The following is a 12821-nucleotide window of genomic DNA, read 5'->3' as shown; positions in this document are numbered from 1 at the left end:
AGAATCAAGAACAGACAGAAAATGAAAAGAAATTCTCCGACTTTACAGAAAACAGAAACGCCGTTCAACCGTACCAACTACCTGATTATGCTGGCAGGCTATCTGCTGATCATAACAGGATTCTGCCTTCTCTGCGGACCAGTCTCCACAGAAGAGCGTTTTGACCCCGACATCTTCGATCTACAACGCACCGCTATAGCACCAGCCGTTACCCTGGCAGGATTCATAACCATCCTGGTTGGCATCTGTTTCCAGACAGACACTCACGGAAAGAAATAGCCGGATGCATCTATTCATTCAGTGCGCCACAATGCGGACAGATACCTTTCTGCCGCATTTTGGCCCCACAGGCACCACAAGCGTACGGATAGCGGTTGGAACGTCTCAACCACCGGAAGGAACAATACGAATAACCGGCAAGACAAATATAAGCCAGATATACCCAAATATAAGTAAAGAAAATATATAGCAGAATACAATAGGACAGCAGGCCGAAAATATAGAAGAACGCCACTTCGACCTTGGTCTGATGGAACAAATCGTCCAGCAGAGCTACCCCCAGCAGAATGATCAGCCCCACACAAATGATGAACAGTCCCAGAATGAAAGGAACATCAAACGGATTCAGTGACGGGTCATAATAATAATGTTCCCAGGTCATCGGTACAAAATGCTGGATACTGTTATAAATGGTAGCTGCCACAGCCATCAGCCATGACATGATGATGGGAAATACACTGTCGATATCGTTCAGCCAGATAAGCTTGATCTGCTTGCGCTTCACCGCACGGTATACAAACCAGAACAGGAAAGCCGCCAACACCAGAAAAAACGGAAGCGCATGCGAACTGCTGAACAGATGGATACACTGCGAAATAGGATCGACCGGAACGATATGTTGCAAAAGCTGTCCTTCCTGTATCCAGCCTATCGTTTCCTGGTCACGGGCTACCTTTACCCAAATGGAATCAACAGAATCCTGGGGATGTACATCAAACTCGGCAACCACAAGCTGGTCGCCTTTTACTACAGGTATAGTATCTCTGAAAGGAAGCTGGTGCAGCCACAAGGTATCGCTCACTACCTTGAAGTTACTATTCAGGACATAACTCCGTTCCGTTATGACACTGACGGAATCACTATCGGATGCCTCGGTTCCACTTCCTGCAACATCGGCATGATAATGACATGCAGGCGTAATACATATTGCCAGTAATACAAGCAACCCTATGACATATCTTACCTTCAACATTGTTATCTATCATTAATCTCCGGCGTAGACTTTCATCTCACACCGTTTACAGTCAAACTCCAGACGAAAACGTTTCCCGTCTCCACTTACCAGATAAAAAGGTTCACGGAAAGGCGGTTTCACCTTATGCCGTACCGGACACCATCCCATAGCGTACCGGATGCAATGCTTGCAGAACATGAGGACAGCACCAGACGGAGCTTCCTTCTCGAAAGCAGGGGCGATCCGCTTCACTCCATGGTCATGATAGAACTCCCGCGCCATCCCGTTCATCACATTGCCCAGATAAGTAAGTTCCTGCACCGGATAAGGATGGACCGTATGGGGGAACCTGCCTTCCGGACGTCGGTAACTGATACGACGTACTTCCAACAGCTTTTCAACCGCACGACGACGCAAATCGGCTATTTCGGAAGAAGGTATAAACCAGTTCTCAGAGAAATTGATGGAAATTTCACCGGCTTCGAACGGCGTATTCCCTAGTTTACCCAACTGGTTCTTCAGGTTTTCCGACTGAGGTGTACGCGCCGGTTCTTTCTCACGTTGTAACGTAAGACTCACCCGGTTGTCATCTTCATCGCACAACGTCAAAGTAAAACCGAAATTGTTCTCTTCCAACTGTATGGCAACCGATATCCTGCGCTCGGCCGATTTCTTTTGCATCACACGGTCAAATTCCTGATCGAAATTGCGGTACAACTTGGTTTTAGGTTTTACAACCGGCATCTCTTGTGGAAAAAGCTTATTGCCGTCCACACGGTTCACACGGAACCCATGCAGTTTGCCACGCTCATCCAGATAACAAAGTCCGTCACCGTTGGCAAAAGGCTTCACACCGGCTACCGTCAGATAATTGCCCCTGATTTCCTTCACTACCCCCACTTCCTCTCCAAGCGATTTAGGGGTATCGAATGAAAAGATGCCGGAATTCCGGCCATGGATGAAATAATCGGTAAAACCACGGCTGAAACTCTTGTCCAGCTGCGGACGGAAAGCCAGCTTTACCGTACCTGATGATGCACGGATATACTCCTTACGACGTTTCAATATGGCATCCAGCTTCTGACGGTAATATGCCGTTACATTCTTCACATACGACACATCTTTCAGCCGCCCCTCTATCTTCAGCGAAGATACGCCCGCATCGAGCAACGCCTCCAGATTCTCACTCTGGTTCATGTCCTTGAGCGACAGCAAGTGTTTGCCGTGTGCCATGACTTTCCCGTCGGCATCTACCATATCAAAGCCCAGACGGCAGAACTGGGCACATTCACCACGGTTGGCGCTGCGGCCGAAACATGCCTGACTGGCATAACACTGACCGCTATAGCTTACACACAGCGCTCCATGTACAAACACCTCCAAAGGAGTATCGGGACAAGCGGCATGTATGGCTGCAATCTCATCCAATGTAAGCTCCCTAGCCAATACCACCTGGGAGAAGCCGGCTTCACTCAAGAATTTTACCTTGCGGGCAGTCCGGTTATCCATCTGCGTACTGGCATGCAGCGCAATGGGGGGCAGGTTGAGACGGGTAATTCCCATATCCTGAACAATCAAGGCGTCAACACCGGCACGATACAGATCCCAGATCATGGCTTCTGTATCTTTCAGCTCTTCATCTTTAAGTATGGTGTTCACCGTCACATAAATGCGTACGTTATATATATGGGCATATTTTACCAAAGCCTCAATATCTTCCAGTGAATTACCTGCAGCAGCACGCGCCCCGAAACGGGGAGCACCGATATATACGGCATCGGCTCCATGGTTTACAGCTTCAATGCCACACTCCAGATTCTTTGCCGGAGCCAACAATTCTATAGGACGTTGTCTGATCATCACTTAATCTGATTAATGTCGTATGGAGTTTCCTGGTATACATAATAGTTCAGCCAGTTGGAGAACAGCAGGTTCGCCGTGCTCCGCCAGCGCACCAGAGGTCCCTTCTCAGGATCATTATCGCGGTAATAGTTCTTTGGCATATCGATAGGCAGTCCTTTACCCAGATCACGGCGGTATTCCGTATCGAGTGTATAAGGAGAATATTCCGAATGTCCGGTCACATAAAACTCACGTCCGCCGCGAGCCATCACGATATGCACTCCCGAATCGTCCGACTCGGAAATGATGGTCAGTTCAGGATGTTTCTCGATATCCTCACGGCGCACTTCCGTATGACGGCTGTGAGGCACGAAGAACACATCATCGAAGCCACGGAAGATAGGCAGCTTGTTCATGCCCTCGCAGATATGATGCTCGAAGATACCGAACATCTTCTTGTCGAGCGGATATTTGGGAATGCCGTAGTGATGATACAGTCCCGCCTGTGCCGCCCAGCAGATATAGAGCGTAGAAGTAACATGCGTCTTGGTCCAGTCGAATATTTCCTTGATTTCACCCCAATAGTTCACCTCCTCAAAATCAAGGTGTTCCACCGGTGCACCGGTAATGATCATTCCGTCAAATTTCTCATCGCGCATCAATTCGAAATCGCGGTAAAACGCCTTCATATGTTCAATGGGCGTATTCTTCGAAGTATGGCTTTTCAGCTTCATGAAACTGACTTCAATCTGCAACGGTGAATTAGACAACAGACGGATCAAGTCGGTTTCGGTAGTTATTTTCAGCGGCATCAAGTTGAGAATCACAATTTTCAGCGGACGGATATCCTGCGTACTGGCGCGGGAATTGTCTATCACAAATATATTTTCTTCCTTCAACAGACTGATGGCAGGAAGTTTATCGGGTAAATTTAATGGCATTTCTTCATGAATTAATTGCAAGTGCAAAATTAGGAAATAAAAATAAAATCTCCCTTATTCTTTCACCGGAAAGACTATGGAAGCGAACAGATTATTACTACAAAAATCCCCGAAACTCCTTCCCTATTACAAAATCATCCGGACATTGTCTCCTTACCCCGACGATAACCGCCGAATACAATCATGCCAAAATTGTTCCATCGACAGCACAAACGACCCCCCATAAGCTTGCATATATTAAGAAATTTTACGAATATTGCAAACAAGTTTTATGAGTAACAGTATACGTCACTTAAGACTACTTTCCAGTTCATGCTGGACGAGATGATCGAGTCTGCCAACCAGTCGAAGTATGCTTCGATTACCAAACTTGATATTCTGTAAATGGAAAATGATTGTAGCCTAGAGGTAATTCATACGAAAAAGAACCCTGCCATTCCTTCCTATAGTGGGAGAAATGGCAGGGTTTTACACTTTTTCCATCTGACGGATATAATTTCCATTACGGATTATAATATTGACTGGAAGAAATTCGTCTATGAATATTAACCAGAATAAACTAATTATGTATCATTGCTATTTAAACATAGAAGGGTATGAAAAAAATAAAATCATTTTATTATGAAATTGTAATTTCAAAAATTTATATGCTGGAAAAATACAAACAAGAATTTGATGAAAGAAACATATACAACGGAATTTGGGTAACTTTACAAACACTTTTCGTATTTACTGCTTGCATAATTCTTTTTATACTCGTACATATATGCGGAATTCCACAATACAAATTAAGTATAGCTTTAGGTACAGTTATCTTATGTCTAATAGTTGTCAACGCGATAATTAAAAAACTAAAACAAGACAGATATGTTCAAATAATCCATGAAGAATATTTAAAAATGAATGTAGAAGAAAGAAAAAAACACTATAAACGTGGATTATGGAAAGTAATACCTATATTCTTATATCCTATTATAACTATTGCGTTCTTAAAGCTGATAACTGTAATCTTTTAAGTTGACTCTTTCAATTCAACTGTTTATAAACAAGTACCCATGAAAGCAATACAAAACTGCTTACAGAAAATCCTTTACTCTGACAAAATCGATATAGCCATCCACAAAAAAGAAAAGCCACTGGAAATGTACGTCTCCAATAGCTTTTCTAACTTTATAAACTCAGACAGTTCGAACTCATGTGTATTACAAACTATCCTCTATTATTATTTTTCAAAGCTTCTTTCTTGTCTTGATGATTGAAGTAAGAAAGTAATGTTTATTGATGGCAATAGACACAACAAAATAAATTATCCAAAAGTCCTTTATGTCGTTGAGAACAAATTATAGCTGTTTTTACAACCGATTTTTGTAAATGCTTGCCATCAGCTTCTGGTACTGATTCTCCAGATCCATGTAAGCCTGCAAGTTACGGTATACGTTGTCAGCTTCCGTATAGTAATCGATGATGGAAAGTTGTCCTGCGGTAACGGCTTCTTTCAGCATGTCCAGCGTTTGATGCATCAGTTCCACGTCGTATGCCTGCATGGCGGTAGTCAACTGCTGCATTTCGTTGAACTGACTCTGCACCTGAGCTTCTGCCTGCAAGCGGGCATTATCCAACTGATACTGGGCACTGATAGCTTGTGCACGGGCTATCTGGTGTTTCTTCCGGTTCGAAAAGATCGGTAAACTTCCTCCGATAAGGAAACCGTTGCTCTTTTCATCGAGTGAAGTGTTGCGACGATAGCCAATTTCCAGTTTCGGCAACCAGCTTTGACGACTTACACTGATGTTCTTCTCGGCAGCACGTGCGGCAGCATCAGCAGCCTGCAGCGTGGCATCGGTAGCCATCACCTCGTCGTACAGAGCGTTATAGTCCGTCAACGCTTCTACCTGCGGATAATCACGTGAGGTAAAGTCCACCGGAAGATTGCCGTTCATGGCAAGCAACTGCTGCAAGGCGGTACGATGAGCAGCGTTATTCTGCGAAACTTCTGTCTGTACACTCATCCGTTCCATCTTGATTTTATTGACTTCCAGTATGCCGGCATCCCCTTCTTCCAGTCGCTTTTCGAACAAGGCAAGCAGTTCGTCGGCATTCTTTTTCCGTTCCTCCAGCAGCTCTTGCTGCTTGTTCAGCATCACAAGGTCGAGGCAGAGATTCTTTGCATTCAGCAGTATATTGCGACGGGTAGCCTCGTACTGACGGTGAAGGGCTTCACGCTGCAACTTTCCCGAACGGCTGCGTGCCGCATACAAAGTAGGGAAGTCGAATCCTTGTGTCACGACCAGTTCCGAACTCGACATGCCGGTGATGCCTCTGGTATAAAACGGACTGTATTCTACCGACGGGTCTTCCAGATTGTTCTGCGTCTGGACTTCCAGCTGGGCAGCACGGGTAGACTGCTGCTGTGCCTGCAATTCTTTATTATTCTGTTCTATCTGACGGAGCACCTCATCAATGCCCTGTGCCTGCATGCCTGCCGTAAAGAACAGGCATGCGGCCAATGTGATATAAGTATGTTTCATAATTACTGTTTATTAGCATCTGACTTCTTGCGGTTCATCAGTTCGTATACGATCGGAATGATGAATGCATTCAGGAAGGTCGAGGTAAGCAGACCTCCCAAGATAACCTTTGCCATTGGACTCTGGATTTCGTTGCCGGGCAGATCGCCGCGCAAGGCAAGCGGTATCAATGCCAGAGCAGACGACAAGGCGGTCATCAGAATCGGGTTTAGACGGTCGAGTGAACCGTGGATAATGCTTTCACGTACTCCCATGCCCTGCTCGTCGCGCAAGGTATTGTAGTGACTGATCAACAGCATACCGTTGCGGGTAGCGATACCAAACAGCGAAATAAATCCGATGATGGCCGGAATGCTGACTTCACCCGTGGTAAACAGCAGGGCGAAGACACCACCTATCAGGGCAAGCGGCAGGTTCAAGAGGATCACGCCACTCTGCGAGGCGTTGCGGAACTGTACATACAGCAGCAGGAAGATGACCACGATACTCATCAGCGAAGTAAGCAGCAGGGTACGGCTGGCTGCCTGCTCGCTTTCAAACTGTCCGCCGTATTCGATGTGATAACCTTCGGGCAACTGGATCTTTTCGTTCACCCGTGCCTGAATATCGTTTACCACACTGCGCAGGTCGCGTCCGCTGGTGTTGGCCGAGATGACAATCTTACGCTTTACGTTCTCACGGTTGATGGTATTCGGTCCCATGGACGATTCCACACGTGCCACATAGCCCAGCGGTATCTTGCGTCCCTGGGCATCGTCTATCATCAGGTCTTTGATGCGTTCCATCGAGCCACGGTTGTCTTCTGCCGCACGCACCACGAGGTTGAACGATTTTCCATTCTCGTATACCTGAGAAACCACTTCACCCGCCATGTTCACCGTAACAAACTCATTGAACTGTGCCAGTGAAATGCCGTACTTGGCCAGCATCTCGCGGCGAGGCACAATCTTCAGTTCCGGACGCTCTACCTGCTGCTCCACGTTCAGGTCGGCAATACCTTCCACATCCCGTATCGCATCCTTTATATGGTTACCCAGAGAGAACATCTTGTTCAGGTCGTCGCCGAAAAGTTTGATGGCGATGCTTGCCTGCGTACCACTCAGCATGGCATCGATACGGTGACTAATAGGTTGTCCGATTTCGATGTTGGCTCCGGTCAGTACCGACAACTTACGACGTACGTCTTCCAGCACTTCCTTGTGTGAACGGCCATCCAGTTCGAACGGAGCTTCTATCTCGGATACGTTTACGCCCAATGCATGCTCGTCGAGTTCGGCACGTCCCGTCTTGCGGGCCACGGTCTTGATCTCCGGAATGCTAAGCAGCAGTTCTTCTGCCTGACGACCGATTTTATCGGATTCTTCCAGCGAGATGCCGGGCAGCGAACTGATGTTAATGGTAAACGAACCTTCGTTGAAGGACGGCAAGAAGCTGTGTCCCAAGGTAAAGAACGCTCCCAGTGCAACCACAAACAAGGCGATGGTACTACCTAATACCGTTTTCTTATGTCCCAAAGCCCAGAGCAGTCCGCGTTCGTAATGTTTTTTCAGCCATACAGCAATGAAGGCTTCTTTCGGTAGTCCGTCTTTCTTGAAATCTCCTCCCAGCAGATAGCTGCACAGTACAGGAGTCAGTGTCAGGGCGACAATGGTCGAAGCAAACAGTGACACGATGAACGCGATACCCAGCGGAACCAGCATTCGGCCTTCCATACCGCTCAGGAAGAACAAAGGAACGAAACTTACGATGATAATCAGCGTAGAGTTGAGGATAGGCATACGTACCTCGCGTGAAGCATGGAATACCACATCCAGCACAGGCTTGCGTTCGCCGACGGGGAGCATGCGGTTCTCACGCAGATGCTTCCATACGTTCTCCACATCGACAATGGCATCGTCTACCAGCGAACCGATGGCAATGGCCATACCTCCCAAGCTCATGGTGTTGATGCTGAGTCCCATATAGTGCAGTACCAGAATTGCGATGACCAGCGACAATGGAAGGGTTACCAGTGAAATGATGGTGGTTCGTGTATTGGCCAGGAACAAGAAGAGTACGATGACCACGAAGATGGCTCCCTCGTAAAGAGATTCCTGTACGTTGCCGATAGAGCTTTCGATGAAACGCGACTGACGGAAGATGTCGGTAGAAACCTTTACATCGGCAGGAAGATTCTTCTGTAAGTCCTTCAACGCTGCCTCCAGTTTCTCGGTCAGTTCGATGGTTCCTGTATTGGGCTGTTTGGTGACGGTGATCAGTACGGCGGGCTTGCCCCTTTCCGAAGCCAGTCCCAGCTTGGGCTGCTGAGCTCCTATGCGTACGTCGGCTATGTCTTCCAGCGTCACCGGAGCACCGTCGATTGTCTTGACTACCGAGCGTGCCATCTGGCGAACGTCGTCGGTAGAAACCACTCCACGCACGATGTATTCATTGCCGTATTCATAAATCACTCCACCGTTGGTATTCTGGTTCATGCCACGGGTTACTGCCATCACTTCACCCAGTGTCACACCGTAGTGCTTCATGCGTTCGGGATGCAGCAATATCTGATATTCCTTGATGTCACCTCCTAATACGGCAACCTGTGCCACACCTCCGGTAGACAGCAGGCGCGGACGGATGGTCCAGTCGGCAAGGGTACGCAAGTCGAGCATGGAAGTGCTGTCGGCTGTCAGTCCCACAATCAGCAGTTCTCCCAAAATAGACGATTGAGGGCCGAGGGTAGGATTGCCTACGTTATCGGGAAGCGATTCTCCCACGGCTGCCAGTTTCTCGGAAACAATCTGACGCGCCAGGTAAATGTCGGTACCCCAGTCGAACTCTACCCACACCACGGAGAAACCCGTTGTAGACGATGAACGTACGCGGCGTACTCCCGTGGCACCGTTTACGGCTGTTTCAATCGGGAAAGTAACCAACTGCTCTACCTCCTCGGCAGCCATGCCTCCCGCTTCTGTCATCACCACCACGGTAGGAGCGTTCAGATCGGGAAACACATCCACTTCGGTATGAAACGCCGTATAGGTACCTCCTATCAGCAGCAAGACCGAAGCGACCAGAACCAGCAAACGGTTCTGCAATGAAAAATGTATGATTTTATTCAGCATAATACTCTAATAAATGATATCCGTATCTGATAAATACTACCCGCACATCAATGGTTGTGGGTGTGTGCAGGAATCGCATTGCTGGCAGCAGCCAGTTTCACGTGCATGGCTCCGGCAGTCACGACTTTCTCGCCTCCCTTCAGTCCTGAAAGGATTTCTACACGGGTACCGTCGCTCATGCCGAGTTTCACTTCCTGCTTCTTGTATCCTTCGACATCTACCTGTAGGTATACGAAGTTCAGTCCCTGTTCTTCGGTGATGGCCGAAACAGGCAGGCTGATGACTCCCTGCCGTTCTCCCGACAAGAGATAGACTTCGACGAAAGAGCCTGCCAGCATGTCGCCGCGGTTGTCAAATTCGAAAGTTACGGGAATATAGAACGATGCGTCGCCCGAGGATTTACCGTACGACAGCAGACGTCCTTTCAGGTCGTCCAGCCGGTAGACCTTGTTATCGTAAGGAGTGGTGAAATTGGCCGAAACAATCGATTTCAGTTCGGCATAATAACGTTCGGACACCTCAGCCTTCAGTTGCAGGCGACGCGTCTGAGTGACGGTCAGCAAAGGCTGTCCCACAGTTACGTAGTCGCCTTCCTTTACCAGACACGACTTGACGTATCCTCCTATCGGCGACTTGACCGATACTCCCTTGCCGTCCTTGCTGGGCGAAAGGGCTTCGTAAGCGATACGGGCATTTTCATAATTTTCTTTCAGCAGACTGAAATCTTTCTGCGAAACGATCTGCTTGTCGACCAGCTTGGCAGCACGTTCGTATTCACGCTTGGCCGTTTCATAGGCGATACGGGCACGCTTCACGGCATCTCCTTCCTGAATATGCTGCGAAGAAACCGTCAGCAGTGCTGTACCGGCACCTACCTGCACCCCTTCGGTCAGCGGACGAGTAAAATTCACTATCCCCGACACACTTGCCACAACGGTAGCCTCATCCCCCTGAGCCGCCAGAATCTGTCCGCTGGTGGCAATCACACTCCGGAACGTACCAGGCTGTATCTCTTCTACCTTTACTCCGGCAGCCTTTGCCTTTTCCGGAGTCAATATAATTTCATCGGAATGAGCTGCATGCGTTTCCTTCGCTTCAGCCTCCGCTTCATGATCATGGTCATGCTCATGGTCATGTTCTTCATGACCTCCACAAGCTCCCAGCATACACACTGCCAGAGCTCCCATCCATATATAACGTTTCATTTGAATGTAAATGTAATTAATGTATTAAACACAACGATTTAGCTATCCGTGCCACAAAGATACGGATGTTCTGCTGCAACCGAGTTGCAGTCTTTCATACACAAATTACAGAAGCGGGGGGAGCGCGCAGTCCTGCTACCTGGACAAAATAATGTGCATGCAGGCTCTCTACATACAATGCCCAGTCGGCATCAGCCTCATCAGCCGGTAGAGCCAGTACATGCAGTACAGGAATTAACGGATAAAGTATGGAATAAAAAGAATAATCGGGAGCAATGTCGGACAAATGCTGGTCGGGCGTACCGCACTGAAAATGAGTTACACAAGTACTGCTACACGAATGGCAGTCGGCATCATCGCTATGATGCATGTTTCCACTGCATGTTTCCGTGCTACCATATGAAACCAGATCGGACGACAAGCAGAATATTTCCGAATGATGATGGTGCGGAAGTACCTGAGCAACCAGCATCAACATGCAGATTGCCAACAAAACATACGATTTTAACTTCCGCGCCTTCATCAGTTTTTTATACAAAATAAAAATCAAGCGTCTTCATCTCCTGTATCTTCCGACGCAGGAACCGTAACCAGCACTTTATCGATCCGGGCACCATCCATATCCACTACTTCCAGCGTAAAGCCGTTCCATTCAAGGGTTTCACCACTCACTGGTATATGCTGCAACTTTTGCAGGATCAATCCTCCTACAGTATGGTACCCGTCAGATTCAAACAAGTCACGACGGTCAAAGTAACATAAGAAATCATACAATGAACATTGTCCGTCTACCAGCCAGCCTTCCTTATTGACACGTTTAATGATATCCGGCTCATCTTCAGCCTCATCCATGTTGCCAACAAGTCCTTCCAGAATGTCACGCAAGGTAATGATACCTTCACATGCTCCAAATTCATCACAGACCAAGGCGTGACTTATTCTTTTCTCCTTCATCTGTTCCAAAGCCTTGTATACATTCATGCTTTCATGAAAATAGACTGCTTCGTGAGTCAGATTAGAAAGATTGAAATCCGGTTCTGAGAGATGCAATACCAGATCTTTCAGATTGACAATACCTTTCACATGGTCCAGATCTCCTTTCGCTACCGGATAGAATTCGTACAAGTTCTCCGCCAATACATTTTTTACTTCAGATGCCGTCATTTCTATATCCAGCCAAACGATATCACTTTTATGTGTCATAATGGAACCCACCTTCAGATCGCCCAACAGAAACACACGCTGCATGATATCCTGTTCGACCGGCTGTACTTCACCATCCTCCGTACCTTCCTGAATGATTGACTTGATTTCCTCTTCCGTAACCTTATTGTCATTTTCCTTAATACCCAAAAGATTGAATATCAATTCGGTACTTTTTGCCAACAACCATACGAACGGAAGAGCTATGACCGACAAAATACGCATCGGACGTGCCACCGCCTTAGCTGCACTTTCTGCAATACTCATACCGATACGTTTAGGAACCAATTCACCGAATATGATGGTAAGATAAGTAACAACCACCACAATGACACCTTGGGCAAGAGCGGCAGCATAAGAAGCCGAAACACCCCACCCCTTCATAATTTCCGTAAACTCGACCGCTATCTTGTTTCCGGAATAAATACCGGTAAGAATACCTATTAATGTGATGCCAATCTGAACAGTAGAAAGAAAACGATCCGGATCATTCGCCAGCTTCAATGCGATTTTTGCTGATTTATTACCTTTTTTAGCGTCTGTAGATAAGCGGGATTTGCGGGCTGATATCAAAGCGACTTCCGACATAGCAAAAATCCCATTCAAAATTATCAGCCCGACAATTATGACTATTTCACTCATATTTAATAAAAAGATTTGGCACAAATATAAGGGAATGTTATACTTTTACCACAAACAGCTACTATAATTAAGGAGTTTTAACCAAAGGATACGCTCAATTTTTTCAAATCGAATAATTT

10 protein-coding genes are annotated in these 12821 nt (G+C 47.0%); 2 read left to right on the top strand and 8 right to left on the bottom strand.

Features of this window, described 5'->3' with window-relative positions; translation table 11 throughout:
* The first annotated feature begins 21 nt into the window (after nucleotides 1–21).
* The gene (locus BQ7489_RS06805; RefSeq protein ID WP_072530403.1) at nucleotides 22–279 is read left to right on the top strand and encodes a DUF3098 domain-containing protein; all 258 of its coding nucleotides are present in this window, start codon (nucleotides 22–24) and stop codon (nucleotides 277–279) included.
* 10 nt (nucleotides 280–289) lie between these two features.
* Here the strand turns inward: BQ7489_RS06805 and BQ7489_RS06800 are convergent, their stop codons facing one another.
* Genes BQ7489_RS06800 through metA form a run of 3 tightly spaced genes read right to left on the bottom strand, consistent with a single transcriptional unit; the run spans nucleotide 290 to nucleotide 4017 of the window.
* Complete coding sequence (locus BQ7489_RS06800) at nucleotides 290–1252, bottom strand: hypothetical protein (RefSeq protein ID WP_072530402.1); 963 nt, start codon at nucleotides 1250–1252, stop codon at nucleotides 290–292.
* Between the two features lie 12 nt (nucleotides 1253–1264).
* Nucleotides 1265–3094: a peptidase U32 family protein gene (locus BQ7489_RS06795; protein ID WP_072530401.1), complete on the bottom strand. Its 1830-nt coding sequence runs from the start codon at nucleotides 3092–3094 to the stop codon at nucleotides 1265–1267.
* Complete coding sequence (gene metA / locus BQ7489_RS06790) at nucleotides 3094–4017, bottom strand: homoserine O-acetyltransferase MetA (RefSeq protein WP_072530400.1); 924 nt, start codon at nucleotides 4015–4017, stop codon at nucleotides 3094–3096. Before metA ends, BQ7489_RS06795 begins: the two co-directional genes overlap by 1 nt.
* 596 nt (nucleotides 4018–4613) lie before the next feature.
* On the opposite strand from metA, the gene BQ7489_RS06785 reads away from it, so the two are divergent.
* Nucleotides 4614–5033: a hypothetical protein gene (locus BQ7489_RS06785; protein ID WP_072530399.1), complete on the top strand. Its 420-nt coding sequence runs from the start codon at nucleotides 4614–4616 to the stop codon at nucleotides 5031–5033.
* A gap of 336 nt (nucleotides 5034–5369) precedes the next feature.
* Here BQ7489_RS06785 and BQ7489_RS06780 read toward each other — a convergent pair whose 3' ends face one another.
* The 5 genes from BQ7489_RS06780 to BQ7489_RS06760 all read right to left on the bottom strand — a co-directional run bounded on the left by BQ7489_RS06780 (nucleotide 5370) and on the right by BQ7489_RS06760 (nucleotide 12702).
* On the bottom strand, nucleotides 5370–6545 hold the full coding sequence (locus tag BQ7489_RS06780) for a TolC family protein (protein WP_072530398.1): 1176 nt from the start codon (nucleotides 6543–6545) through the stop codon (nucleotides 5370–5372).
* A 2-nt stretch (nucleotides 6546–6547) separates the two neighbouring features.
* Nucleotides 6548–9652, bottom strand: a complete 3105-nt coding sequence (locus BQ7489_RS06775) for an efflux RND transporter permease subunit (RefSeq protein WP_072530397.1) — start codon at nucleotides 9650–9652, stop codon at nucleotides 6548–6550.
* Between the two features lie 47 nt (nucleotides 9653–9699).
* Complete coding sequence (locus tag BQ7489_RS06770; RefSeq protein ID WP_072530396.1) at nucleotides 9700–10857, bottom strand: efflux RND transporter periplasmic adaptor subunit; 1158 nt, start codon at nucleotides 10855–10857, stop codon at nucleotides 9700–9702.
* Nucleotides 10858–10951: 94 nt separating this feature from the next.
* The gene (locus tag BQ7489_RS06765; RefSeq protein ID WP_072532052.1) at nucleotides 10952–11380 is read right to left on the bottom strand and encodes a DUF6769 family protein; all 429 of its coding nucleotides are present in this window, start codon (nucleotides 11378–11380) and stop codon (nucleotides 10952–10954) included.
* A gap of 23 nt (nucleotides 11381–11403) precedes the next feature.
* Nucleotides 11404–12702: a hemolysin family protein gene (locus BQ7489_RS06760; RefSeq protein ID WP_072530395.1), complete on the bottom strand. Its 1299-nt coding sequence runs from the start codon at nucleotides 12700–12702 to the stop codon at nucleotides 11404–11406.
* Nucleotides 12703–12821: the final 119 nt, after the last annotated feature.

Origin of the sequence: Bacteroides ilei (assembly GCF_900128495.1) — a bacterium.
Lineage (GTDB): Bacteria > Bacteroidota > Bacteroidia > Bacteroidales > Bacteroidaceae > Phocaeicola > Phocaeicola ilei.
Note: the sequence above shows the minus strand (reverse complement) of the source record. Positions and strands in the feature narration are given on the sequence as shown.

What these genes read in the sequence shown, in the direction of transcription:
- metA (WP_072530400.1), bottom strand. Translation starts at nt 4,017, where the DNA reads ATGCCATTAAATTTACCCGATAAACTTCCTGCCATCAGTCTGTTGAAG.
- BQ7489_RS06805 (WP_072530403.1), top strand. Translation starts at nt 22, where the DNA reads ATGAAAAGAAATTCTCCGACTTTACAGAAAACAGAAACGCCGTTCAAC.
- BQ7489_RS06800 (WP_072530402.1), bottom strand. Translation starts at nt 1,252, where the DNA reads ATGTTGAAGGTAAGATATGTCATAGGGTTGCTTGTATTACTGGCAATA.
- BQ7489_RS06765 (WP_072532052.1), bottom strand. Translation starts at nt 11,380, where the DNA reads ATGAAGGCGCGGAAGTTAAAATCGTATGTTTTGTTGGCAATCTGCATG.
- BQ7489_RS06770 (WP_072530396.1), bottom strand. Translation starts at nt 10,857, where the DNA reads ATGAAACGTTATATATGGATGGGAGCTCTGGCAGTGTGTATGCTGGGA.
- BQ7489_RS06780 (WP_072530398.1), bottom strand. Translation starts at nt 6,545, where the DNA reads ATGAAACATACTTATATCACATTGGCCGCATGCCTGTTCTTTACGGCA.
- BQ7489_RS06795 (WP_072530401.1), bottom strand. Translation starts at nt 3,094, where the DNA reads ATGATCAGACAACGTCCTATAGAATTGTTGGCTCCGGCAAAGAATCTG.
- BQ7489_RS06760 (WP_072530395.1), bottom strand. Translation starts at nt 12,702, where the DNA reads ATGAGTGAAATAGTCATAATTGTCGGGCTGATAATTTTGAATGGGATT.
- BQ7489_RS06775 (WP_072530397.1), bottom strand. Translation starts at nt 9,652, where the DNA reads ATGCTGAATAAAATCATACATTTTTCATTGCAGAACCGTTTGCTGGTT.
- BQ7489_RS06785 (WP_072530399.1), top strand. Translation starts at nt 4,614, where the DNA reads ATGAAAAAAATAAAATCATTTTATTATGAAATTGTAATTTCAAAAATT.